Source organism: Thermosediminibacter litoriperuensis, from assembly GCF_008124715.1.
Classification (GTDB): domain Bacteria; phylum Bacillota; class Thermosediminibacteria; order Thermosediminibacterales; family Thermosediminibacteraceae; genus Thermosediminibacter; species Thermosediminibacter litoriperuensis.
The window spans coordinates 14,388-37,227 of sequence record NZ_VNHO01000014.1 but is presented as its reverse complement, the minus strand read 5'-3'; the positions used below and the strand labels follow the sequence as shown (position 1 = coordinate 37,227).

The following is a 22,840-nucleotide window of genomic DNA, read 5'->3' as shown; positions in this document are numbered from 1 at the left end:
ACTCATACTTTAACAATATCGTGTTTTATCGCCAAAAGCAAGGCCTGAGTCCGGTCGGTTACCCCCATTTTTTGAAAAATATTCGTGAGGTGATTCTTTACGGTCTTCTCGCTGATGAAGAGCTTTTCGGCTATATCCCTGTTGGAAAGCCCCTGGGCCACATGCTGCAGCACTTCTATTTCGCGTACGGTCAGGTTGAAGGCGTTGAAGGGCTCCTCCTGATTCCGGGAGAGGCGGTTGAATTCCTGAAATACCTTGGGAGTCAATGAAGGCGGTATAAAAGCCTGGCCCTCCACCACCCGGCGGATGGTTTTGATGAGCTCGTCGGGGCGCACGTCCTTCAGCACGTATCCAGACACCCCGCTCCTTATCATTTCGAAAAGGTAGTCCTCCTGTTCGTGAATGGTAAGGGCGATTATGTTCACTTCGGGCTTTTTTCCCTTGATTATTCTTGTGGCTTCGATTCCGTTAATTTTTGGCATGTTGATGTCCATGAGTATTATATCCACGTCCATTTTTACGGCAAGGTCGACGGCCTGCTCACCGTCTTCGGCCTCTCCTACCACCAGGATATCCGGTTCGAGGGACAGGATCTTCACTATACCTTCCCTCACCAGGGCATGGTCATCAGCCACAATTGTCCTTATTTTCTTTAACTTTTCACCGGGCATATCAATCCCTCCGGCTGCCAATAGAGAGTTTCTCGTTGTTTACCACCGGAACACTGAAGGCGATCTCCGTCCCGTGACCGGGAGCAGATTTTATCTCAAATTTGCCTTTTAAAAGCTGTATTCTTTCCCTCATGCCTACTATACCGAAAGCAACACCCCGTTTTTCGGAAAGCACCCTTTCCACATCAAATCCGATCCCGTTGTCCCTCACCACCACGTTGACCCTGTTTTTCGAAAATTCCACCTTTATTACCGCCTGCGATGCCCCGGCGTATTTTTTTATATTCGTCATGGCCTCGTGGATAACCCTGAAGATCGCTACGGCCTGGCAACCGTCCAGGGGATACTCTCTGCCCAACACGGTCAATTCCACGTAAATGCCGCAATCGTTCCTATACTGTTCTACATATTTCTTCAGGGCGGGCACGAGGCCGAGGTCGTCCAGCGACATGGGGCGCAGGTCGAAAATTATCTTCCGCACGTCCTGCAGGCTGCTTCGCACCAGGTCCATCAGCCCAAACAGCTCTTCTTTCACCTTTGACGGGCTTATGTCCATCAGCTTAAGGCAGTACTCAGCCCTCATCACGATGTTGGCCAGGCTCTGGGCAGGCCCGTCGTGAATTTCCCTGGCCACCCTCTTGCGTTCTTCCTCCTGAGCCATGATGATGGAAAAGCCCAGGGCCTGCCTCTGCTGCATCTCACCTATCTCCACGCTGAGGGATTCCAGGTCCCTGCCCAGGATCTTCAGCACCATGCTCACGTTGGCTATCAGTTCCTCCGAGCGCCTTATGGTGGTCTCCAGGTTCTTCAAATTGCGCTCCAGGTGGTCTCTAGTAAGCCTGAGCAGTTTTTCCTTTTCGCGCTTGCTCAAAAGTTCCAGCTGCTTCGCATGGGCCGCCTCGTAGGCGCCTTTGATCTGTTCCTCGCTGTGCCTGTTGAAGTCCCTGCTGACCTCCATCAGGTACAACCTGGCCTTCGTGTATTCCCCCTCCAGTTCGTCCACTTCTCTTATGAGGTCGGAAATCTGGTTTTTCACCGAATCCAGTTCGTACCTCGTGCGCTCATATTCCTGACGGGCGGTCTCGCCCAGACGGTAAAGTTCTTCCCTGCTCTTCTCCACTATTTTTTTCGTCTTGTTTATAATCCTTTCGAGGTTTGACACATTCACCATTTACAAATCCCGCCTCAATCCCGCCAATTTTTGTCCCCTAAAATATAATTCGCTGCATCCTGCCCGATTCCCTTTTAGAAAAACTACGAATCCGTCTTAAACTGCTGCACCAGGGAGTTCAATTGATTGCCCATGCGGGTGATGCGCCTTGCGGCCGAATTTATTTCCTTCATCAGCTCGGACTTTCTCCCGGCGTCGAGCCCGTTGCCGTCGTACTGTTCGATGTAGGACGAACGCTGGCCGATCAGGTCTGAACTCTGTATCATGTCCTTCATGATGTTTCTTATGTTCCCGAACAAGAGTCCCAGCTGGTCCATCATAGTGTTGAAAGCCTGGGCCAGCCTCCCGAGTTCATCCCTGCTCACTACCTCCAGCTTGTGGGAAAAGTCACCGATAGATACCCTCTCCGTAGCGGCAAGCAGGGATTTCACGGGCCTTTCCACGGCGTTCAGTATTACGCGCCGCACCAGTACGACTCCTGCGAGGCACGCTATTATGTAATTGACGATTATGTAGTACATCGTTTTCTTCAGATGGTCGTTGATGGGGTTGAAATCATACAGCACGTAAAGGTAACCGGCTACCGTACCCTCCTCGCTGGTGACAGGCGATAAAAATGAAACCGCCTTTACCCTGCCCTTTTCATCCAGCAGTGCCTCCGACTTCCCCGCGGAAGACAGCTCCGGATTCGACGGCGGCTTGATTCTCGACCCGGCGTACGTGACGACCCTGCCCTTCGGGTCCAGCAGGGCTACCTGCATCACATATTTTTCCTTTACAAGGCTGTTTACGATCCCGTTTAAGAGCTCGCGGTTGCCGGTCTTTACGGCCTGGTAGGCGTATCCGTTGACCGCCTGTACGACAGCCCAGCCGCGACCGGTGAACTCTTCTATGAACGCCTCTCTGTCCCGGACGTATATCGTAAATCCCATTGCCCCCAGCAAAAAGGTCAAAATCAGGGTAAACCCCATGCTCAATCTGAAGCCTATTGAAAAATTCCCAAACCTTCGCCCGGCTTTTACCATTATATACCCACCTCCTGTACAAATTCGAACAGATCCCCTTCTTCAGTGGAAGTCCCGCGGCAGGTGCCCGCAGGCAGCTCCAGTACGGCCCGGGCTTCTTTCACCACAGGCCCGAAGGTATAAGGAAGCATCGTATCAATAACCTTCACCACCCTGCCGGACCCGTCCAGATAAACCGCATCTATGGCATACCTCATAAAATACGTGTGGACGGCCCGGCACGGTATTAAGAGGAGCCCCGAGCCGCGCTCCAGGCGGTCCGTGCCTATGAGCCCTACCAGCCTCTCCCGAAAGGTCGCAGCCAGGATGAGTCTTTCCGCCAGGACCGTGTTCTTGCTCCTGTTAACCGCCTTCAAAGGACACCACCGCCTATCTGCCGAATACCCGCATGATCTGTATGGCGGCGGGCCCTAAAAGGATCACGAATAAGGCGGGAAATATAAAGGCCACTATGGGGACCAGCATCTTTACCGGCGCCTTCATGGCCGTCTCCTCGACCCGCTGGCGCCGCTTCTCCCTGATTTCCCTGGACTGAAGCCGCAGCACGTTGCCCATGCTTATTCCCAGCTGTTCAGCCATTATGACGGAACCCACAAAGCAGGACAGGTCGTCTACCGCAAGCCTATCGGCCATTTCCCTCAAAGCTTCCCGCCGCGGTTTACCCATCCTCACTTCCGTCAGAACCCGGGACAGTTCCCCGGCCAGTATGCCGCCGGACTTCTCCACCACCTTCATCATCGCTCCTTCGAATCCGAGCCCGGCTTCTACGCATACGGTGATGAGGTCCAGTACGTCGGGAAGCTCTCTTTCCACCTGCTCCTTCCTGTTCCTTATTATTGAGCTGACGAGCATATCGGGCAGGAGCCACCCCATCAGTGCTCCAGCCGCGGTGACGGCCACATGTTGAACTAAAGGTAAAACCAGGAGGCCGGAAGCCGTATACAGGGCAAAGCCCGAAAAGCCCGCCAGCAGACACTTGACGGCCATGAATTCCCGCGGGGAAAAACCGTAGGGCCTACCTGCCTCGACGAGCTTTTGCGCCATGGCCTCCTCGCCGAAGGCCGGGATAAACCTCACTATGATTCCCGCAACACTCTTCAGGATAGGTTTGAAAAAGCGCTGGAACAGGGGTGCGGAAAGCTCCAGCTCCCGGATGGGCCTGGGATGTCCTGAACCCACCACTTCCGTAAGCCTCTTTTTTTCCGCCGCCCGCCTTTCCACCAGGGATTTTAAAAGATAATGCGCCGTTATAAAAGTCAAGCCGGAAACACCGGCTGATATGAGGTAAAGCTCCACACCGCCACCCCCTACACATCGATATCCACTATCTTCCTGATCAGCCAAAACCCCACGGCTTCGCCCATAACTGCGGTCATGAGCATGGCGCGGCCTACAGGATCTGTGAAAAGCTCCATGATGTATGACGGGCGCGTAACGAACAGAAACACCCCCAGCATCACCGGGAGCATACCTATAATAAGCCCCGACATCCTGCCCTGGGCAGTCATTGCCCTTATCTCGCGCTTTATCCGCACCCGGTCCCTGATGACCGAGGCTATATTATCCAGCACCTCAGACAGGTTGCCGCCCACCTGCCGCTGAACCAGGACGGCCGTCACCACCAGGTCCAGGTCCCTGCTGTTTACCCTTTCGGCCATATTTTTCATAGCCTCCTCGGTGGGGGTACCCAGGTTTATCTCGCTGATGGTCCTGCCGAATTCCTTCCCCACCGGGCCCTGGAGCTCTTTTTTCACCAGATCCATGCTCTGCAGGAAGCTGAAACCGGAACGCAGGGAGTTGGCGAGGATGGTGAGGGCGTCGCACATCTGTGCGTTGAAAAGGGACAGCCACCGCTCCCTCCTGCTGTTCACCGCGACGAAAGGCACAACGCCGGCTGCCGCGCCGGCCAGTACACCGGCCCTCAGGTCGAAGGTAACGGCCAGGGTAAAAAGGCACGCGCCCAGAACCAGGACAGCGACCAGCACGATGAATTCCCCGCCCTTCAGTGGAATATCCGCCTCCGCCAGCTTCTTATCCAGGAATTTCCCGAGGGACCTGGTGGCGGAAAGGCTCCCGGCCCATTTTAAAAGGTCGCGCCAGAATTTCCTGAACTCCACCCTGCCCGAGCCCCTCGCCTTTTTCTTTTCGCCGCCTGCGGCCAGCTGCCTCAGGCGCTCATTCAGTCGTTCCCTGTCGGGATATATTATTTCACTTAACCCTATCGCCGCCAGAAATACGGCGGTAAAGGTTAATGCCCCTGTCGTTTCCGGAGACATCGGATACCTCCTCTCCGGCGTATGGATAGAATATCTCCCTCGGGAGCTTTATACCGTAAACCTCAAACCTTTCCATGAACCTGGGCAGCACCCCGGTGGTTTCAAAAACCCCCTTGACCCTACCGTCCTCTCCTACTCCGGTCTGCCTGAAGGTAAACAGGTCCTGAAGCAGGATTACGTCACCCTCCATGCCCTGAACCTCCACTATATGGGTTATGCGCCTTGATCCGTCTTTCAACCTGCTCTGTTGTATGATGAGATCTATTGCCGATGCAATCTGCTCTCTGATAGCTCTCACCGGAAGGTCTACTCCGGCCATCAGTACCATAGTTTCCAGGCGGGCCAGCATATCCCTGGGGGAGTTGGCGTGACCCGTAGCGAGAGAGCCGTCGTGGCCGGTATTCATAGCCTGGAGCATGTCCAGAGCTTCACCGCCCCTTACCTCGCCCACTATTATCCGGTCCGGGCGCATGCGCAGCGCGTTCCTGACCAGGTCCCTTATAGTTATCTCCCCTCTTCCCTCGATGTTTGGAGGCCTGCTCTCCAGGGTAATGACGTGAGGCTGCTGGAGTTGAAGTTCTGCGGCGTCTTCTATGGTCACTATCCTCTCCGTCGCCGGGATGAACGAGGACAGTACGTTCAGCGTCGTGGTCTTACCGCTGCCGGTGCCTCCGGAGACCAGGATGTTCAGCCTCGCCTTGACGCACGCCTCCAGGAACGTGGCTATCCGGGGCGTCAAAGTGCCGAAGTTTACCAGGTCCTCCACCGTGAAGGGTTCCCTGGAGAACTTCCGGATGGTTATCACCGGCCCTATGAGTGATATAGGCGGTATTACGGCATTCACGCGGGAACCGTCGGGAAGCCTGGCGTCCACCATGGGCATGCTCTCGTCGATGCGCCTGCCTATGGGAGCCACAATGCGCTCTATGATGTTCATTACATGCTCATCGTCCCTGAAGACGACGCCGGTCAGCTCTATGACGCCGTTTCGTTCCACATAAACCCGGTTGGGGCCGTTCACCATGATTTCGCTGATCTCCGGGTCGTTTATCAGCGGGGTTATGGGGCCGTAGGCCAGTATTTCGTCTATCATCTCGGCTGTTATTCTGATCCTGTCACTTTTTGATACGCGGTTTTCCCCCTCTTCGGCCAGGTACTTTTCCACCAGCCGCTCGATGTTCTTTTTCAGCATTTCGTTATCCTGTTTTTCACCGGCGGGCAGTTCCTTGAGCTCGTCCACGATCTTTCTGTGCAGCTCCGCCTTGAAGGCGAGTTCCAGGTTGTGGTTGTTTTTTTCCGGAAAGTTTTTTCTGCTTTCAAGCCTCTTGAGAAGGGACACGATTTATCACCCTCACAAACTAAACATACGCATGATTATCGATTTTTTCCGGGGTTCTTCCGGGCTGTTTTCATCTTTTATCAGCTCGAGTTTTTCCATGAGCTCCCTTACGCCGTCCGATACCCTCGCGTTGGGCTGTGCCATGACGAAGGGAACACCCCGGTTTATGGCGTTCTTTACGGTTCTGGAATCTTCCGGTATAATCACGGCCAGCGGGCTTCCCAGCGTCCTCTCGACGTCCTTTACCTTGACACCGTCTCCGTCCTGACCGTTGAGCACGAATTTAATCTTGAACTCGCAGTTAAGCCTTTTTAATATGTCGGCATCGGTTTTTACGTGCTTAAGCGTCGTCAGTTCCTGGTTGAGCACCAGCACCACGGTATCGCTCAGTTCAAGCACCGCCAGGTTTATTTCGTTGTAAAGCGGCGAGGTGTCGATTATTAAATAGTCAAAATTTTCCCTCATAACTTTCAACAGCTGTTCCACGTGGTTTGCGTTTATGAGTTCGGCCTGTTCCGGCGACGGCGGAGCCGGCAGCACCCGGACTCCCGAGAGGTGGGGAATCAAAAACCCTTCCACCAGCTGCATGTCGAAATTCTCCTGCTCCTGGGCCAGATCCGCCACAGTCACCTTTGCGGAGATGTTGAGCATTACAGCCACGTCCCCCGAGTCCAGATCCAGATCCAGCAGAGCCACGTTCTTTTTGGTCTCCTGGGCCAGCATCACAGCCAGGTTGCATGCCAGAGTGGTCCTGCCGACTCCTCCTTTGGAAGAAAAAAAGGTGACGATTTTACCCCGCTTTTTACTCGCCCCGCCGAATACGCTCACCGGGGGAGGGGCGGTTATAAGGGCGTTCCTGCGCTGCTGGGCGTCGTGTACCCGGCGGATGGCGTTGGCCAGGTCTGTGGCGGAAAAGGGCTTCACCAGGTATTCCCTGGCCCCGGCGGCCATGGCCTTCCTCAGGTACTCGTATTCGCCCTGAATGGAAATGATTATAATAGCCGTTTTGGGGGCAACCATTGTAATCTGCTCGGTGGCCGCTATACCGTCCAGATTGGGCATATTTATGTCCATCAGGACCACATCGGGCTTCAGCTCACCTACCATCCGCACCGCATCCTGGCCGTCAGCGGCCTCCCCCACGACCTCTATATCCTCCTCGAAATACAAAAGCCGCTTTATGTCTTCCCGGGTTGTAGGTATATCGTCGGCAATTAAGACCCTTATGGGCATTTTCAACACCCCATCATTCTAACAATTTTTGCAGGTTGACCGGGTTTACAGGGTTTTTGCTGTTGTCGGACGGCGACCGCAGCACCAGCTGAACGCTCCCCTGCTGAATGGCCAGAGCGATCTTCTGGGCGTCCCGCGGCTCTACCATGACGGTAACGGTTTTCGGCTCGTCTTTCGGCTGGGTAGAGGTCTCCAGGCTGGCGTTCACCGCCAGCACCGGCACGTTCTGCACGATGCCGGCCGACACGGAGCCTCTCTCTCCCGGGGGCGTGAACGTAACAATTATGTCCACCCTGTCGCCGGTGTTGACGAGCCCGTGTAGCGCCGTTACATTGTTGACGGGAATCGAAATGGCCCTCTTGCCGGGTTCCACTTTGGAAGAAAGCCCGGCTCCGGCTGAATTTCTATCCAGGAGTTTGTTCTGCAAAAGGAGTTCCCCCGGATATATATCGGTACGGCTGAGCTTTCCCACGGCATCCTTTTTACCGGTGACGGCGCCTGCAGGGATGTACGCCGCCGGCATTTCCTTCATTTCGATCATGTCCTCACCGATTACAATCCTGGCGGGGATTTTCTTTTTCGCCACAGCCACCGGGGTGAAATTCCCGGAAGAAGTATAAGCCATTTTCAGGTCACCCATATACTTATATACTCCGAAGCCCGCTGCAAGGGCGAAAATTAAAGCCAGAAGAAAAATAAATCTATTCTTCATGTTCATCCTCCGCTCTGTTAGTTACTCCACGAGCCGCGAAGCCGTAAATCCGTAGTCGGTCTGACCGGGATCTATCGTAAATTTGAGCCCGTCCTGAGGCACAATCCTCAGGAAATACCCGGACACTACATTCTGGTTGCCCGAACCTTCCACTCCTTTGAGGAGGAAGGCGGCAAACCCCACGATTTTTACCTGGTCCCTGCCCGATGACAGGGAATCGGGATCAAAAACGGGCACCATCATCACCATGGGGCAGTTGGGATCGTAATTGTCCACCGTGCACTTCGGGTAATGGCTGCATCTGCTCAAACGGTAATTGACGCCTTCTTCCGTCGGGCCCGACATGTTGCCCGGTTCGGTTAATACCCAGTCGCCGACGTTTATCATGCCCTGGTAGCCGTACTTCATGTTGTTCTCGTAGCTGGCGGCTCCCCTGAATTCCAGGGCCAGGGCGCCGTAATTGCCGGGGGAGTAATCGTCCGGGGGAGCCGACTTCAGCCGGTATTCCCGGCCGAATTCCAGCTGCTGATCGGGAATGCCGAATGGCACTATGCCTGTCATTCCGGAAACCGCCCCGAACACGGCGGAAGACCTGGCGCTGACCTCGCTGGATTCAAACCCCAGCACCCCTCCGAAACTGTGGCTCACGCGCCTGCGGGCTTCAACGGTTATCCGCCCGCCGACGGTGTCTACGGTTATCGAGGCCTCTTCCGGTGACACCCCGTTGTACTCCAGGTACTCCATGGCAGTCCTCTCGGCCGCGTCCGCGGAAGGCAGTTCCCTGGCCGCAGCCAGAGCGGCCGCGTCACAGGCGTTTTTGAGCCTCGCCCTCTCCAGCGCCATTTTCCCCACGTCCACCGTCATCGCCGTCATCCCCAGAATTCCGGCGATCACGGCCGCCGCCAGCAGCGCCGCCACGCCCCTTTCATCTTTTTTTAATGTCGTCAGCATACCCCATACCTTTTTCATCTCACTCCACCCTCATAACGGTTCTGGATTTGAGCACCACCGGATCGGGGAGAATGCTGGAAAAAACGGGCGTCGCGGGAGTAACGTAATAGGTGACCTCCACCGTAAGAGGAGTCCCAGGCGCCCGCAGGTTTTCTTCCGGTTCGAGCCTGGTTATCTGGAGCCTGGTGTCGGATTCGGGCAGCGCCGCCGCCTCGTAAATTCTGGCTCTGATTTCGGAATCCGACCTTCCTACAGCCCCTAACCTTGCCCCTTCCCTGGCGGCGTTGGTTATCACTATGTATGAGTGAAAAATCCTTCCGAACTCAAGGATGCCGAAGAGGATAAGCACCAGTACCGGCAGCACCAGGGCAAATTCTACCACCGCCTGGCCCCTCTGGTTGCGGAAAAATTTTTTCAACCGCATCACGGCATTCACCTCGCTAGAAAGTACGCCAGAATGGTGCCCGCAGCTATGGCAACGCCGTATGGAAAAGACCCGGTACTTCCGGTCTTCGGATGCCCCAGCAGGTTCAGTCCCCTCGGCATGACACCGAGAATTGACAGAAAGGTGTAAAAGACCGCCCTCAACCGCAAAAGGAGTCTGCCCTCGGCGGCCATCACCCCCAGCGACAACAGGCCTCCCGCCAGGGCCGAACATATGAAGGCCGTCCACACGAACCCGGGCCCCTTAAAGGCTCCCACAACTCCCATCAGCTTCACATCCCCGCCGCCCATCCCTCCTAGAGCGAAGGGCACGAACAGGAAGGCCATACCGAGCATCATTCCCTTCAGGCTGTCAAGGCCCCCGGCGGCCCCGAAAAGATATAGGTTCCCCAAAAGCGCGGCAGCCGCCGCGGGTGCAAGCACGGCGTTAAATATTTTATTATACTTCAAATCGGTGTAAACGCTTATGCCGAGAACCGCAAACAGCATCGCGTCAAGGACCATGTGTCATCCCTCTGTGATAATTTTCTTTTGAGTTGTAAATCGGCCCTACTTAAAATTAAGTAGGGCCGCGGAAAGCAACCACCGGGCTTTACTGCGACGAATTAGGACCTATTGTATTACCCACTTCTTCAAATCTGGCTTTGATATTGTTTCCCAGAGTCGTCAGGGCTATGATGACCACCACGGCCACCAGCGCCAGGATCAGTCCGTACTCGGCCATGGCCTGTCCTTCCTGATCCGCCCATAGGTTCCTGATGAGACCCAGCATTTCAATCTCCTCCTCAGTCAAATTTTTTTACTTTTCTCCATTTTTAACTTAATGATAATCTATTTTGAAAAATATTCCATGAGGCAGAGGTCTCAATTTCGCCTGGCAAGAGGTCCTAGAGCCGGACTGCCCTTTTGGCCTATAAGGTCCCGGGACTTCAACTTCGCCCGGAAGATGGCGTCGTCCCCGAACCTGTCCCTTATTTCGTCTATAACCCGGTTGAGCCTCTTTTTCTTTTCGTCGGCCTCAAATACGGAAATCTGGTCGAATTCCCTCATGAGGCCCGAAAGGCTCACACCCAGAAGCCTCAGCGGCGTCCTGCCGTCCCAGTTGGAGCGCAAAAGCCGCTTTGCGGCGGCGTATATATCTTCGGTGGCGCTGGTGTAGGGGATCGAGGAGGAACGGGTTATGGTGGAAAAGGAAGAGTCCCGGAGGGTGACGGTCACCACCCTGCCAACGTAGTTTCCCCGCCGCACCCGCCTCCCCACCTGCTCCGCCAGGGACAGCAGCACCGCCTCGGCCTCATCCCAGGTGTCCACATCCCGGGGGAGCGTGATCGAGTGACCCATGGACCTGGCATCGTCCATGGAGTGGGGATCTACCGGTGAATCGTCTATGCCGTTAGCCCACTGGTGAATGTGCCGTCCCACCAGCCCGAAAGCCGCCTCCAGCATCTCGACGGGCACTCCTGCCAGGTCGCCTATCGTGGTTATGTTCATCTTCTTTAAGCGTTCCGCCAGCCTGGGGCCCACGCCGTAAAGTTCATCCACCGGCAGGGGCCATATCACGTCGGGCACGTCTTCGGGCGTTATGACCGTGATCCCCATGGGCTTTTTCATGTCCGAAGCCATCTTGGCCAGCAGTTTGTTGCAGGAAACCCCTACGGAACACGGCAGCGAGAGTTCCTCCATCACAGCCCTCTGGATCTTCTCCGCTATGGTCACCGCATCCCCGAAGAGCCCCTCGCAGCCGGTGACGTCCAGCCATGCCTCGTCGATGCTGAACACCTCCACGAGGGGAGAAAATCTGTTGAGTATTTCCAGCACCCTGTGGCTGGTGGCGACGTAAAGCCTGTAGTCGGGTTTTATGAATACGGCGTGGGGGCACAGCTTTCTGGCCTGCCAGTTGGGCATGGCGGTCTTTACCCCGAACTTTCTGGCTTCATAGGAGGCGGTGAGCACTATTCCGTTTCGCTTCTTGGGGTCTCCGGCGACTATGACCGGCTTGCCCTTTAAAGACGGGTCCAGGGCCTGGTGGCAGGAGGCGTAAAAGGCGTTCATATCCACGTGGAGGATCGAAAGCATAGGCCTCATCTCCTGAACATTTGTTTGGTTATAATTATATCACCCGTGGTCGATAAAATCAATGACCGGAGCCGGTGTGTGCCTCGCCGGAAAATAAAAATAATGATATAATATTTTCAGGTGATATACATGACATGTAAGGATAATATTATTTCTGTATTACGCAAATATTTGGCTTCAAAGGATAACGTACAGTTTGCATACCTGTTCGGCTCGTATGCTGAAAACAGAGATAGAAAAGATAGTGATATAGATGTGGCTGTATATTTGTCTGGTATCCATGAAGATGAATTTTTCAAGTACAAATTGGATTTTAAAACAGAATTAGAACAGATTTTTAAAAAACCCGTTGATGTAATCATTATGAACAATGCACCGCCTCTGCTAAACCATGAAGTGTTCAAAAACGGTGTGATTGTCAAAAACAGTGACCCTTCTGCACTCTCCCAGTTTCGAGTGAAAAACTTTTATTTTTACCTGGACCAGATGTATATAATCAATACCTATCTGAAATCAACAAAAGAAAGAATAAGGGTGACATTAACCGATGGTTAGAAAAGAAATAATCTCTAAAAAAATAAATTCAATAAGATTTCATTTAGATAGGATCATATCAAAAAGCAATATTTCGCTGGAACAGTTTTTGCGCAATGATGATGTAAAAGACATAGTTTGCCATAATTTGTTTATCGTACTTCAATACATCATCGACATCTGCAACCATATAATTTCCGACGAGGGCATGGAGGAACCCGTTTTTTTATCGGATATGGCGGATATCTTAGCAAAAGAAAAAGTGATCAGGGAAGAACTTGTAAAGCCTTTAAAGAGTATGATAGGATTGAGAAATTTGCTTGCCCACCAGTATGGAGATATAGATTTTAAGACGATATATAATATTGTTAAGTATGATTTGAAAGATGTATATGTTTTCTTGGAGGATATAATAAGCTATTCCAAATTGTGACGAGGCGGGAGCGTTGTAAATGCCCCAATAGGAGGTTAGGCATTGAAAGAGGATTTCATGGGAGTTGTTATTTCCATCTTATTTGTCTTCGGCGTCATAATGATTTCGGAAGTTTTGAGAAAAGCCGGAGGATTCGGCTCCGAATTCACCAGGAAATTTGTACATATCGGGGTTTCCCACTGGTGGCCTTTGGCCATGTTTCTCATAGATGACCTAAAATACGCCCTCATACCCCCCACCTTATTCGTGGCGGTAAATTATTACTCCCACAAGAAAAATGTATTTAAAGGCATGGAAAGGCACGGGGGCGACTCCGACCTGGGGACGGTGTATTTCCCCATATCTCTGATAGCCCTCATCCTTCTAACATGGGATGGAGGGCTTTGGGGGAGGGGTTTTGAGTATCTCGGCCTCGCCGGAGTCCTGACCATGGGATACGGCGACGGGATGGCGGCGATTGTGGGCGGGAAATTCGGCAAATTGAGGTACAGAGTCTTCAAAAACGAAAAGAGCCTTGAAGGCTCTGTGGTTATGTTCGCTTTTTCTTTTGTATCTATTGCAGCCGCCCTGGGCCTGTTTGCGGGATTTAGCCCGCACGTCGTCAGGACAAGTTTTGTGACAGCGCTCCTTGCTACAATTTCGGAAGCCCTGGCGCCCTCCGGCACGGATAACCTTACAGTCCCGGTCGTAACCGCCCTGGCTTCCCATTATTTTTTGCATATACTCAAAAATTCGAACCTGTTCATTTTCATTTACATGGCCGGGATAGGTTTTGTGCTGAGTTTCTTCATAGCATACGCCGCATATATAAAGAATTCTCTCACCCTTGACGGTTCCGTAGGCGCCACATTCCTCGGCACCATAATGTACGCCACGTCGGGGATCTTCGGTTCGTTTTTAATGGTGCTCTTTTTCATATCCTCCAGCCTGCTTTCCCATTTTAAAAAGAGCGCAAAGAGCAGCGCAGCACGCCAGTTCGACAAAACCGGGCGCAGGGACGTTTTGCAGGTGCTGGCCAACGGCGGTGCGGGACTTATTTATTCGGTCCTCTATTACATTACGAAAAATCCATCGTATCTGGTATTGCTGGCTATATCCTTTGCGGCTGCCAACGCCGATACCTGGGCTACCGAGTTGGGGATACTGAGCAAAGCCCGGCCCATTTCGCTCAGGACCTTTAAGAGAGTGGAAAAGGGCACTTCCGGTGCGGTAAGCCTTTCGGGGACTTTCGCAGCATTAATGGGCGCCATGCTCATAGGTATATCCGCCGCCGCGGGGTTTAAATTGATATATTTCGGGAACCTGCCCTTTACCCACATTCAGAGCTTCACCATGGTAACCCTGGGGGGATTCCTGGGGTCGGTAATCGATTCGATCCTCGGCGCAACCCTTCAGGGTGTATACTATTCGGAAGAACTGGAAGGAGAGACCGAAAAAAGGTTTTCTAACGGCAGGCCGAACCGGCTCGTCCGGGGATTGGGTTTTGTAAACAACGACCTGGTCAATTTCCTCAGTATCGGCATTTCCAGCGCCCTGTTCGCGGGGATTGTATAAGAAAAGTCCGGGAATAATGCAATAATAACCCGGACTTTTTGTAAAGGCGTATTTTTTATCCTGATTTTTTATACAATATGACTTAATTATTTAACTATATTCATAAAGAGTACAATTATACCTGCATTGAAAAAGTCAATAAACAAGCTTCCGACCAGAGGGACTATGAAGAACGCTTTTGGTGCAGGGCCATACTGTTGTGTCAGCGCTCGCATATTGGCCATTGCATTGGATGTCGCCCCCATACCGAAGCCGCAATGTCCCGAAGTTAATACCGCCGCCTCGTAATCACGCCCCATAAGATTGAAGGTTATAAAATACGCAATTAACATCATTAATATAGTTTGTGCCACCAGCATTACTATAAGCGGTAATGCCAAATCCGCCAATTGCCATAGTTTTAATCCCATCAGGGATATAGCAAGATATAATGACAGCGATATATCCCCTATAACTTTAATTTCACCACCGGGTATTTTAAACGTATCCGTAAAGTCTGACAGGTTCCTAATTAAGGCTGCGGAAAACATGGCGCCAATATAAGGTGGAAAAGTGAGCCCTAGTTTTTCAAATAAATATGAAATCATAGTGCCAATGCCCATAGCAAGAAATATTTGAGCGATTGCCGTATTGATGTTTTCACTTCTTACTTCATCTGCTTCTTCAGATACAGCTGCCTCATCAGCTATTCCGGTTTCTATATAAGCTGCGGTTTCGCGGGTCTTTAAAAGGTCATGCCTTTCAATTAATTTCTTGGCTATGGGGTTGCCGATCACGCTGCCCATAATCATTCCAAAAGTGGCTGAAGCGACGGCAACCGTTGTAGCTCCTTGTACACCAGCTTTTTCCAGCAAAGGTCCAAACGCTCCCGATGTACCGATGCCGCCGACCATGGGTATAGAACCTGTGGCAAGGCCTAATAAAGCGTTTAAATTAAATAATTTGGCAAGGGCTATTCCCGCAATATTTTGCAGGAATATAAGTACTACGGATATTCCCAAAAAAGCAATTACCGGTATACCGCTTTTTTTAAGAAGTTTTAGGCTTGCTGTGAATCCTATTGTGGTAAAAAACATGTTCATAAATAAATTTTGCAGTGTTGTATCCAGGGTGAACGTCATTATACCAAGCTGTCTTAAAATAAGAAATAAAATTGCAAGAGATAATCCTCCGATCACAGGTGAAGGTATGCAATATTTTTTAAGAGCAGGGGCTTTGTTTCTAATGGATTCCCCAAGATATAATACAATGACCGCCAGCGCAGTAGTTTGAACCATATCAATTTTTAAGGTCATTGCAAAACCTCCGATGTTTCGAAAATTTGTTAAGTATATTATACCGGCGGCCTACATCAGAATACGTCATCCTACACAAAATACCGAACAAAATTTTACGTTTTGATTAATTATTGCGAATATCTCAATTTAACTATTATTCCTTCTATAAACTTTTTAATATTTATCTTCCCGGGCTCTTCGTTTGGGTCCTCTATATGCCGCATCTGCTGCCTTACTTGTTTAAAATCGAACAGGAGTGTGCTATATTCCAAAAATATGTCATTGTCAAAATCACTGGAGCCCAGTTCGGCTAACGTCTGCAGGGCCTTTTGAATTGTCCTTCTAACCCTTTGCTCTAAAGACTTTACATTAAGTTTTTCTATATTGTCACCATATTCTTGCAGGACTTTTTCATATATATCCTGGAGTTGATATTCGGCATTAGGATTTTCCAGCTTCAGCTTATGCACTGTGTATATGACTTTCAATAACTCCTTACTGCCTGCAGCACCGATAATTCCCAGATCACTAAAAATCTTATTTATTCTTGTCTCAATGTTTATATCAGATTTTATATCTTTAATCTGATAATTTTCCGCATCACAGTTCATAACGGTATTTTTAATCAATGCCAAGGAGTTCTCAAGGTCGATATTGCAGCATACGCCTTTTATGACGCTGACCACTTCTATATTGTTTATTGGTTTATTTATGAAAAATAATATACCGCTTTCATAAGCCTTCGCCACCATCTTTTCATCTTCCACCTGGGATATCATTATAAATTTGCCCTTATATCCTTTTGATCTAGCTTCATTTATAACCTCGATACCATCCAGGGCCGGCAGCAGCAAATCTATAAGCACTATATCGGGGTTAAAGAAAAGTATTTCCTGAACGGCATGCTTTCCACTATCTAACTCTGTCAGCACTTTGCCAAGTTTATTTTTTCTTATAAGCAAAGCTAACATTTTTCTGACATTAATGTCATCATCAATAATCATAAATGTTTTGTCCATAGGATCACCTTACCAAATTTTTTTTAGGAATTAATATCTTAAATTTTGTACCGGCCCCCGGTTTAGAATCTACCTCAATGCTTCCACCCAGCTCCTCTACAATATTTTTCACATGCGAAAGTCCAATCCCTGTATGAGGGCTGCCGGTATTTTCATCATATTTTGTCGTAAAGCCCGGATTAAAGATATACGGCAGTATATCTTCTTCAATTCCCTCACCACTATCCTTAACCTCAAAATAAACATTCTCTTCCAAATTCTTTTCCACAACGGCGATTGTGTCGCCACTTTTACAAGCATCAATACTATTTGTTAACAAATTATTTAATAAAGTAAACATATTATAATACGGCCCTACTGAAAAATCACTTTCATGACTGAAAAAGATTTTTATCTCCTTATTTGTTGCCTTGAGGTACCTTTGTATATTGTCCTTTATTATAGTAAAAATATCCGACAGCTTCATAAAATCCTCATTCTCGAAGCTTTTTAAGAAGGATTCAAATCCTATTATGACTCTATAATAATCCTTTTTAATTTCATGAACATCCTTTGCAATGTCTAAAGCCTTCTCTTTCAATTCATTGTCCAATTCATGACTTTCGTAAAGGCTATAGCTTTTTCTCATCACATTTTCTATATCCTTCATAGATTTTTTCAGATAAAACATTTCAGCCTGTATATTGGAAATCAACATATTCAGCTGAGTGTATCTTTTTTGGTGTTCAGAGCTCAAAATAAAAAGTTTTTGTCTTTGATAAAGTTCATATATGAAATAGGCCAAAAGGCTTCTTAAAAAACCTACTAATAAGATCAGCTTTAAGCCTGAGGGACTTATCTCATTCCTAATCGCTGCTTCAAATAAATTGCTGGAAAAGTCCACAAAAGAAAGTAAGATGATCACTCCAAATACACAGTCTTTTCTTTTTTTTATACCCGATATTTTTACAAGAAAGGCATATATCATATAATAAACTAATGACGGGAGATTAACAGCCAACGCCATGTCAAAACTTGTCCCTTTAAAAAATAATACCGCGGCTCTTACCGCAAATATCGCCAATCCACTCAAAATTACGATCCAAAATTCCGATATATTATCCATAGCAAGGATAATAAGGTTCAATATAATAACTCCCGCCGAGAATTTAAAATTACCTTCGAAGGGATAAAAATATATTTCTGCGAAAAAAACCACCAGCAAAATTAAATAACCGTACCGCTTGATCTTGTAAATAAATTCCCTCACTTTTATCCGAATTACCTCCCGGTCGAACATTTTTCTCCGGCTGCAGGTTGTTTATCGCCCAACCCCTTTAATGGCGTGCGCAAAGGGTGACAGCCCATCTGTATATATCTAATTATATCGTACAGGCGATGGAATTGCAGGCGCCGGAATTGAAGCCTCGCCGGTTTTTATACCGCATAGCTCAGCCTTTCCGGTGATGATTTTCAAAAAAACATAATGTAACCTCTAAAAAACAATAAGCATATATTGTAGTAGATACTAACATAAGGAGGGTTTAAAATGTCAGACGTTAGCGGAGGAGGCTTCTTCAGCGATCGCAAGGCTTTTCTCGTGTTCCTGATCCTGATCCTTCTCTTACTGGGCGATCATTTTTAAGCTGAAAGCCGTGCTTCAGAGCACGGCTTCATTTTATATTGCTTTCAACCTGCCGGCTTTTTACTCACTCCCCAAAATATAGGGGATGAAAGCCGGGCATTGCTTATTATCATTCATTCTGATACAATACAGATAAAGGAATAATTTACCACACGAAAGCCCCTTCCTCGCGGAAGGGGCACGGAGTAGTGATAAAAAATGGATCCGGTAAGATTTTACAGCGATATTATAAAAAGAAACATGGATAAACCGGAAAAAGTAAATAAACTAATAAATTTCGGCCTTGCCGCTGCTTATTATTACGTGAACTTTTTCAAAGACAAAAGGAGCCCCAAATCCCTCCATTACCTGAATAAATACTGCATAAAAAGTATAAAAGACTCGCTGAAAAATCCTCAAAATTCTGCCTGGGTAAACCTTTTTTCTCCCTGTGAATTTTTAATAGCCATGGATATAAAGCCCTTATTTATCGAAGCATATTCTTCTTTTATGTCCGGTTTTTTTATTGAAGACTATCTTATCGATACCGCTGAATCAAGGGGTATATCAAATACTTTATGCAGCTACCATAAAACCTTTATAGGGGCAAATGAGCTTAACATTCTCAGAAAACCCGAATTTATGATTACTACTTCCATGATCTGCGATGCAAATATGCCTACCTTCAGGTATCTTTCAAGAAAATACGGAGTTCCCCTGTATATCATCGATATTCCCTATAAATATTCTGAAGAAGCCTTAATTTATGTGAAAAACCAGCTTTTGGAAATGGTAAAAAGGCTTGAAGAAGTTTTTAAGAGAAAACTCGATATTGATAAATTAAGGGAAGTTGTAAAAATAGAAAACAAGACAAGAACGGTTATGAAAGAGTATCTGGATTATTTAAAAGAAAAAACCCTTTTAACCAGTATGACCTTTGAAATGTACATGCTTTTTGCATCCCATGTATTCATTGGCAGCAGAGAGATATTAAGTTTTTATCAAATGCTTATCGACGATATAAAAAGAGCTCCTGAAAGAAGGGGAAAAAGTATATTTTTTGTTCACCTTCTTCCGATGTTTGAGAAAAATTTCAAAGATAATTTTAATTTCAATAATAACTTTCACATCGCCGGAAGCGATATAAATTATGATTTTCTCGGCGAAATCGACGAAAAAGATCCATTCAAAGGAATCGCTGAAAAGCTTATTTTAACTTCTTTTAACGGCGAAATAAATAGAAAAGTTACACGAATCAGGGAACTGATAGAAAAAGTAAAACCCGACGGCATTATACAGTTCTGCCACCTGGGCTGCAAGCAGTCCATAGGAGGAACATTTATAATTAAAAATCTTGCCTCAGAAATGGGTATCCCGTTCCTTTATTTGGATGGTGACTGTGTAGATAAAAGAAATAATCAGGAAGGGCAGAACAGGACGAGGCTTGAGGCTTTTCTCGAAATGCTTTAGCAAAACCCTTCAGGGGGGGCGAAAAATTGATAGCATACGTTTGCAAATACACACCCGTAGAAATAATCGAAGCCTTTGGAGAAGAACCGGTGAGGCTTGACTCAGGGTGCAAGTCTTATGAACGCGCTGAAGCCCTGATTCATTCGAATATGTGCAGTTTCGTAAAAGGAGTCCTGGAAAATATTGTTGAAAATAATATCGAAGAGGCCGTATTAACCAGCTGCTGTGACAGCATAAGAAGGCTTTATGATGTGTTAAAAGACAGAATAAAATTTATCCATATATTGGACCTGCCCAGAAAAAAAGACTCTCTTGCAGTAGATCTTTTTTACAACGAAATAGCCGAATTTATAGAAGCTTACAAAGCATTCAAAAACAGGAGTTTTGCCGAAGAGGATTTGTTGAAAATTTTAGAAGGCAAATCCTTCAAAAAGAAAAAAGAATCCTCCGGAAGCATCGCTATATTGGGCGCGAGGCTAAAAGATGATGTCGTAGAAAAAATTAAAAATTCCTGCACAGTAAATATAATAAATTTTACGTGTACGGGTGAAGAAAGATTATTCAATATCGGAGCAAAAAATAATTTATTAAAAAGCTATGCGGAATCGCTGCTTAATTTAACGCCGTGTATGAGAATGGCGGAAGACCGAAGTAAGTTAATCAATAAAGAATTCAAGGGAATAATATACAACACTATAAAGTTCTGCGATTTTTATTCCTACGAATACGCCGAACTTAAGAATAAAGTAGATATTCCCCTATTGAAAATTGAAACCGACTATACCGATTCCAACAGCGGGCAGATTTTAACAAGGGTGGACGCGTTTTTCGAATCAACCGGCATTAAAAAAATTGAAAAAAAGGAAGCCTTAAAAGGCTATTTTGCAGGAATCGACAGCGGTTCCACTTCGACAAATGCGGTCATAATTGACGAAAATAAAAATATAATATCGTATTCCATTATTCCGACAGGCCCCAGGGCTGTAGAAAGTGCTTTTAAAGCTTTTGAAATAGCTTTGTGCAACGCGGGACTTAAAGAAAAGGATATCACATCAACAGTAGCGACGGGATACGGAAGAGTGAGCATCCCTTTTGCCGATAGAATCGTGACCGAAATTACCTGTCACGGCAAAGGCGCATTTTTTATAGACAACGCGATCAGAACCGTTATAGATATAGGCGGGCAGGACAGCAAAGTGATAAGGCTCGATGACAGCGGCAATGTCATCGATTTTGTAATGAATGATAAATGTTCAGCCGGGACAGGCCGGTTTCTGGAAGTAATGGCGAGGACTTTGGGCGTCTCAATAGACGAAATGGCAAAAGTACGTAAGGAAGTAAAAGAAAATATCACAATTACCAGTATGTGCACCGTATTTGCAGAATCTGAAGTAATATCTCTTATTGCTCAAAATAAGGACCAAAGGGATATAATATACGCCCTCAATAAAGCCGTCGCTTCAAAAGCAGTTTCCCTGGTCGACAGGATAGGAAGAAAAGGAAAATACATGATGACAGGGGGCGTTGCAAAAAATCAGGGAGTAGTTCATGCCATTGAAAGCAGACTCGGTGAAAAACTTGTAATTCCATTTGAACCCCAAATTATCGGAGCACTCGGAGCAGCATTAATTTCCCTTGAAGGCAAATTAGGATGAGGCTGGCTTTCCGAGCCGGGAAGGCCAGCCTCAATTTCAGGGGATGACGTCACTTTTCCGCCCTGATGAGTGCGCCGGCAAAGGCGCCGTCGACCAGGTCCAGGTCTATTTCTCCATAAAGCTCCTGCAGATTTTTTTGCTCCAGGATGTCTCTAATTAAGTCTTTTTTGTATATATTCACAGGCCTTATCTCGATGTTCCTGAAACCGGCTTTTTTTAGCAATTCCTCGTATTCTCCGACTGAAAGAGCGCCGGCGATGCAGCCCACCCACATCTCTGCGCTTTTCTTAAGATTTTCCGGGACATCTTTTAGCATTACTATATCGGCCACCGCCAGCCTGCCGCCCGCCTTCAGTACCCTGTGAGCCTCTTTCAAGACTCTTCCCTTGTCCTCTGAAAGATTTATGACGCAGTTGGAGATCACCACGTCGACCGATTCATCCTCCATAGGGATTTCTTCGATATAACCCTTTATAAACTCCACGTTGTTTATCCCCATTTTCTCTTTATTTTTATTTGCCAGGGCCAGCATTTCGTCGGTCATGTCAAGGCCGTAAACCCTTCCTTCGGGCCCCACGTACTTCGCAGCGATGAATACGTCGATGCCGCCGCCGCACCCCAGGTCCAGGACTTTCTCCCCTTTTTTCAAATCCGCAATAGCTATGGGGTTGGCGCAGCCCAGCGACGCTTCCACAGCTTCTTCGGGGAGTCCAGTGATGTATTCCGGGTCGTAAACCGGTATATCCTTGCATATGTCGTCACCGCAGCAGGAAGAACCAGAACAGCACGAACTCCCGTTCACCCGCTTTGCTATGTCCCCGTAATACGTTTTCACTTTTTCCCTGATATTTTCTCCCATAAAAACTCTCCTTTCTTTAACAGCATTTATTTTTTCGGACGGCCTCTATTAAGATCTGGAGGCTCTCGAGCACCTGCCCCCTTTTTTCTTCGGGTATGGAAGTGAAAATCCTTTCAAAATAATCTTCCATGCTGCTTTCCACAGCTCTATAGACACCGTAACCCTCTTCCGTCAGTCTTATCCTTACGTATCTTCTATCTTCCGGGTCCGTTTCCCTCGAGACGAGGCCCTGGTTCACCAGGTTGTTCACGCTCCTGCTGATGGTACTGTTATCCAGATTGAGCAATTCCGCCAGCTCGTTCAGGGAAATTTCCCCGGCCCTCCCTATCTCAACGATCGCATGGCATTGAGAAAGGGTTGTGCCGCAGCAGGAGGCCTCGCTCTTTTCCAGCACGCCCAGGTTTCTGACCAGCATCCTTATCAGTTCCCTCAAATAATGGCTGCCCTTATTTTCCATTCGGTCACCTCCCTATTATAATTGTAACATAAAAATGTTGTATCTTACAACATTTATAGAAAAAAATTTTTACTACCTTGC

The 22,840-nt window shown here is 48.1% G+C and carries 24 protein-coding genes; 5 read left to right on the top strand and 19 right to left on the bottom strand.

What is annotated here, in order from left to right:
• Window positions 1-2: 2 nt before the first annotated feature.
• From LZ11_RS07345 to LZ11_RS07280, 14 genes are all read right to left on the bottom strand, one after another.
• A complete protein-coding gene (locus LZ11_RS07345; RefSeq protein WP_148867252.1) occupies window positions 3-671 on the bottom strand; it encodes a response regulator in 669 nt (222 codons plus the stop codon).
• Between the two features lies 1 nt (window position 672).
• Entirely contained in the window at window positions 673-1,842 is a 1,170-nt protein-coding gene (locus tag LZ11_RS07340; RefSeq protein WP_148867251.1) for a sensor histidine kinase, read from the bottom strand.
• A gap of 83 nt (window positions 1,843-1,925) precedes the next feature.
• Window positions 1,926-2,867 (bottom strand): methyl-accepting chemotaxis protein, encoded by a 942-nt coding sequence (locus LZ11_RS07335; RefSeq protein ID WP_148867250.1) that lies wholly within the window; start codon window positions 2,865-2,867, stop codon window positions 1,926-1,928.
• Complete coding sequence (locus LZ11_RS07330) at window positions 2,867-3,223, bottom strand: DUF192 domain-containing protein (protein WP_148867249.1); 357 nt, start codon at window positions 3,221-3,223, stop codon at window positions 2,867-2,869. The genes LZ11_RS07335 and LZ11_RS07330 overlap by 1 nt, the downstream gene beginning before the upstream one ends.
• Window positions 3,224-3,236: 13 nt before the next feature.
• Window positions 3,237-4,163: a type II secretion system F family protein gene (locus LZ11_RS07325; RefSeq protein ID WP_148867248.1), complete on the bottom strand. Its 927-nt coding sequence runs from the start codon at window positions 4,161-4,163 to the stop codon at window positions 3,237-3,239.
• Window positions 4,164-4,174: 11 nt separating this feature from the next.
• Window positions 4,175-5,143, bottom strand: coding sequence for a type II secretion system F family protein (locus LZ11_RS07320; protein ID WP_148867247.1), 969 nt, complete (start codon window positions 5,141-5,143; stop codon window positions 4,175-4,177).
• The gene (locus LZ11_RS07315; protein ID WP_222927213.1) at window positions 5,076-6,482 is read right to left on the bottom strand and encodes a TadA family conjugal transfer-associated ATPase; all 1,407 of its coding nucleotides are present in this window, start codon (window positions 6,480-6,482) and stop codon (window positions 5,076-5,078) included. The genes LZ11_RS07320 and LZ11_RS07315 overlap by 68 nt, the downstream gene beginning before the upstream one ends.
• Window positions 6,483-6,494: 12 nt before the next feature.
• On the bottom strand, window positions 6,495-7,715 hold the full coding sequence (locus LZ11_RS07310; RefSeq protein WP_148867246.1) for a CpaE/TadZ family protein: 1,221 nt from the start codon (window positions 7,713-7,715) through the stop codon (window positions 6,495-6,497).
• A gap of 13 nt (window positions 7,716-7,728) precedes the next feature.
• Window positions 7,729-8,427, bottom strand: coding sequence for a Flp pilus assembly protein CpaB (cpaB, locus tag LZ11_RS07305; protein WP_170240326.1), 699 nt, complete (start codon window positions 8,425-8,427; stop codon window positions 7,729-7,731).
• 21 nt (window positions 8,428-8,448) lie between these two features.
• Window positions 8,449-9,396 carry a pilus assembly protein TadG-related protein gene (locus tag LZ11_RS07300; protein ID WP_148867244.1) on the bottom strand — a complete coding sequence of 316 codons (948 nt, stop codon included), beginning with the start codon at window positions 9,394-9,396 and terminating at the stop codon, window positions 8,449-8,451.
• Window position 9,397: 1 nt separating this feature from the next.
• Window positions 9,398-9,802 (bottom strand): TadE/TadG family type IV pilus assembly protein, encoded by a 405-nt coding sequence (locus LZ11_RS07295; RefSeq protein WP_148867276.1) that lies wholly within the window; start codon window positions 9,800-9,802, stop codon window positions 9,398-9,400.
• Window positions 9,803-9,810: 8 nt separating this feature from the next.
• The gene (locus LZ11_RS07290; protein ID WP_148867243.1) at window positions 9,811-10,326 is read right to left on the bottom strand and encodes an A24 family peptidase; all 516 of its coding nucleotides are present in this window, start codon (window positions 10,324-10,326) and stop codon (window positions 9,811-9,813) included.
• A gap of 88 nt (window positions 10,327-10,414) precedes the next feature.
• Complete coding sequence (locus LZ11_RS07285; protein WP_148867242.1) at window positions 10,415-10,594, bottom strand: Flp family type IVb pilin; 180 nt, start codon at window positions 10,592-10,594, stop codon at window positions 10,415-10,417.
• Window positions 10,595-10,686: 92 nt separating this feature from the next.
• Window positions 10,687-11,898 (bottom strand): DNA polymerase IV, encoded by a 1,212-nt coding sequence (locus tag LZ11_RS07280; RefSeq protein ID WP_148867241.1) that lies wholly within the window; start codon window positions 11,896-11,898, stop codon window positions 10,687-10,689.
• A 129-nt stretch (window positions 11,899-12,027) separates the two neighbouring features.
• On the opposite strand from LZ11_RS07280, the gene mntA reads away from it, so the two are divergent.
• From mntA to LZ11_RS07265, 3 genes are read left to right on the top strand one after another with little or no spacing between them, the layout of a single operon-like run.
• Window positions 12,028-12,453: a type VII toxin-antitoxin system MntA family adenylyltransferase antitoxin gene (mntA, locus tag LZ11_RS07275; RefSeq protein WP_148867240.1), complete on the top strand. Its 426-nt coding sequence runs from the start codon at window positions 12,028-12,030 to the stop codon at window positions 12,451-12,453.
• Window positions 12,446-12,865, top strand: a complete 420-nt coding sequence (hepT, locus tag LZ11_RS07270; protein WP_148867239.1) for a type VII toxin-antitoxin system HepT family RNase toxin — start codon at window positions 12,446-12,448, stop codon at window positions 12,863-12,865. The genes mntA and hepT overlap by 8 nt, the downstream gene beginning before the upstream one ends.
• A 42-nt stretch (window positions 12,866-12,907) precedes the next feature.
• The gene (locus tag LZ11_RS07265) at window positions 12,908-14,419 is read left to right on the top strand and encodes a DUF92 domain-containing protein (protein ID WP_148867238.1); all 1,512 of its coding nucleotides are present in this window, start codon (window positions 12,908-12,910) and stop codon (window positions 14,417-14,419) included.
• Between the two features lie 86 nt (window positions 14,420-14,505).
• Here the strand turns inward: LZ11_RS07265 and gltS are convergent, their stop codons facing one another.
• The 3 genes from gltS to LZ11_RS07250 form a co-directional block, all read right to left on the bottom strand.
• Window positions 14,506-15,714: a sodium/glutamate symporter gene (gltS, locus tag LZ11_RS07260; protein ID WP_148867237.1), complete on the bottom strand. Its 1,209-nt coding sequence runs from the start codon at window positions 15,712-15,714 to the stop codon at window positions 14,506-14,508.
• A gap of 110 nt (window positions 15,715-15,824) precedes the next feature.
• Entirely contained in the window at window positions 15,825-16,715 is an 891-nt protein-coding gene (locus LZ11_RS07255; RefSeq protein ID WP_148867236.1) for a DNA-binding domain-containing protein, read from the bottom strand.
• A gap of 4 nt (window positions 16,716-16,719) precedes the next feature.
• On the bottom strand, window positions 16,720-17,841 hold the full coding sequence (locus tag LZ11_RS07250) for a sensor histidine kinase (protein WP_170240324.1): 1,122 nt from the start codon (window positions 17,839-17,841) through the stop codon (window positions 16,720-16,722).
• A gap of 696 nt (window positions 17,842-18,537) precedes the next feature.
• On the opposite strand from LZ11_RS07250, the gene LZ11_RS07245 reads away from it, so the two are divergent.
• Both LZ11_RS07245 and LZ11_RS07240 read left to right on the top strand, forming a co-directional pair.
• Window positions 18,538-19,788 (top strand): 2-hydroxyacyl-CoA dehydratase subunit D, encoded by a 1,251-nt coding sequence (locus tag LZ11_RS07245; RefSeq protein WP_148867234.1) that lies wholly within the window; start codon window positions 18,538-18,540, stop codon window positions 19,786-19,788.
• A 26-nt stretch (window positions 19,789-19,814) separates the two neighbouring features.
• The gene (locus LZ11_RS07240; protein WP_148867233.1) at window positions 19,815-21,443 is read left to right on the top strand and encodes an acyl-CoA dehydratase activase; all 1,629 of its coding nucleotides are present in this window, start codon (window positions 19,815-19,817) and stop codon (window positions 21,441-21,443) included.
• 49 nt (window positions 21,444-21,492) lie between these two features.
• Here LZ11_RS07240 and arsM read toward each other — a convergent pair whose 3' ends face one another.
• Both arsM and LZ11_RS07230 read right to left on the bottom strand, forming a co-directional pair.
• Window positions 21,493-22,302: an arsenite methyltransferase gene (gene arsM, locus LZ11_RS07235; RefSeq protein ID WP_148867232.1), complete on the bottom strand. Its 810-nt coding sequence runs from the start codon at window positions 22,300-22,302 to the stop codon at window positions 21,493-21,495.
• Window positions 22,303-22,318: 16 nt separating this feature from the next.
• Window positions 22,319-22,759, bottom strand: coding sequence for a MarR family winged helix-turn-helix transcriptional regulator (locus LZ11_RS07230; RefSeq protein WP_148867231.1), 441 nt, complete (start codon window positions 22,757-22,759; stop codon window positions 22,319-22,321).
• Window positions 22,760-22,840 lie beyond the last annotated feature (81 nt).

Excerpts from the sequence above, each read along its gene's own strand:
- LZ11_RS07345 (WP_148867252.1), bottom strand. The coding sequence starts at position 671 with ATGCCCGGTGAAAAGTTAAAGAAAATAAGGACAATTGTGGCTGATGAC.
- LZ11_RS07340 (WP_148867251.1), bottom strand. The coding sequence starts at position 1,842 with ATGGTGAATGTGTCAAACCTCGAAAGGATTATAAACAAGACGAAAAAA.
- LZ11_RS07335 (WP_148867250.1), bottom strand. The coding sequence starts at position 2,867 with ATGGTAAAAGCCGGGCGAAGGTTTGGGAATTTTTCAATAGGCTTCAGA.
- LZ11_RS07320 (WP_148867247.1), bottom strand. The coding sequence starts at position 5,143 with ATGTCTCCGGAAACGACAGGGGCATTAACCTTTACCGCCGTATTTCTG.
- LZ11_RS07310 (WP_148867246.1), bottom strand. The coding sequence starts at position 7,715 with ATGCCCATAAGGGTCTTAATTGCCGACGATATACCTACAACCCGGGAA.
- cpaB (WP_170240326.1), bottom strand. The coding sequence starts at position 8,427 with ATGAAGAATAGATTTATTTTTCTTCTGGCTTTAATTTTCGCCCTTGCA.
- LZ11_RS07300 (WP_148867244.1), bottom strand. The coding sequence starts at position 9,396 with ATGAAAAAGGTATGGGGTATGCTGACGACATTAAAAAAAGATGAAAGG.
- LZ11_RS07295 (WP_148867276.1), bottom strand. The coding sequence starts at position 9,802 with ATGCGGTTGAAAAAATTTTTCCGCAACCAGAGGGGCCAGGCGGTGGTA.
- LZ11_RS07290 (WP_148867243.1), bottom strand. The coding sequence starts at position 10,326 with ATGGTCCTTGACGCGATGCTGTTTGCGGTTCTCGGCATAAGCGTTTAC.
- LZ11_RS07285 (WP_148867242.1), bottom strand. The coding sequence starts at position 10,594 with ATGCTGGGTCTCATCAGGAACCTATGGGCGGATCAGGAAGGACAGGCC.
- LZ11_RS07280 (WP_148867241.1), bottom strand. The coding sequence starts at position 11,898 with ATGCTTTCGATCCTCCACGTGGATATGAACGCCTTTTACGCCTCCTGC.
- mntA (WP_148867240.1), top strand. The coding sequence starts at position 12,028 with ATGACATGTAAGGATAATATTATTTCTGTATTACGCAAATATTTGGCT.
- hepT (WP_148867239.1), top strand. The coding sequence starts at position 12,446 with ATGGTTAGAAAAGAAATAATCTCTAAAAAAATAAATTCAATAAGATTT.
- gltS (WP_148867237.1), bottom strand. The coding sequence starts at position 15,714 with ATGACCTTAAAAATTGATATGGTTCAAACTACTGCGCTGGCGGTCATT.
- LZ11_RS07255 (WP_148867236.1), bottom strand. The coding sequence starts at position 16,715 with ATGGACAAAACATTTATGATTATTGATGATGACATTAATGTCAGAAAA.
- LZ11_RS07245 (WP_148867234.1), top strand. The coding sequence starts at position 18,538 with ATGGATCCGGTAAGATTTTACAGCGATATTATAAAAAGAAACATGGAT.
- arsM (WP_148867232.1), bottom strand. The coding sequence starts at position 22,302 with ATGGGAGAAAATATCAGGGAAAAAGTGAAAACGTATTACGGGGACATA.
- LZ11_RS07230 (WP_148867231.1), bottom strand. The coding sequence starts at position 22,759 with ATGGAAAATAAGGGCAGCCATTATTTGAGGGAACTGATAAGGATGCTG.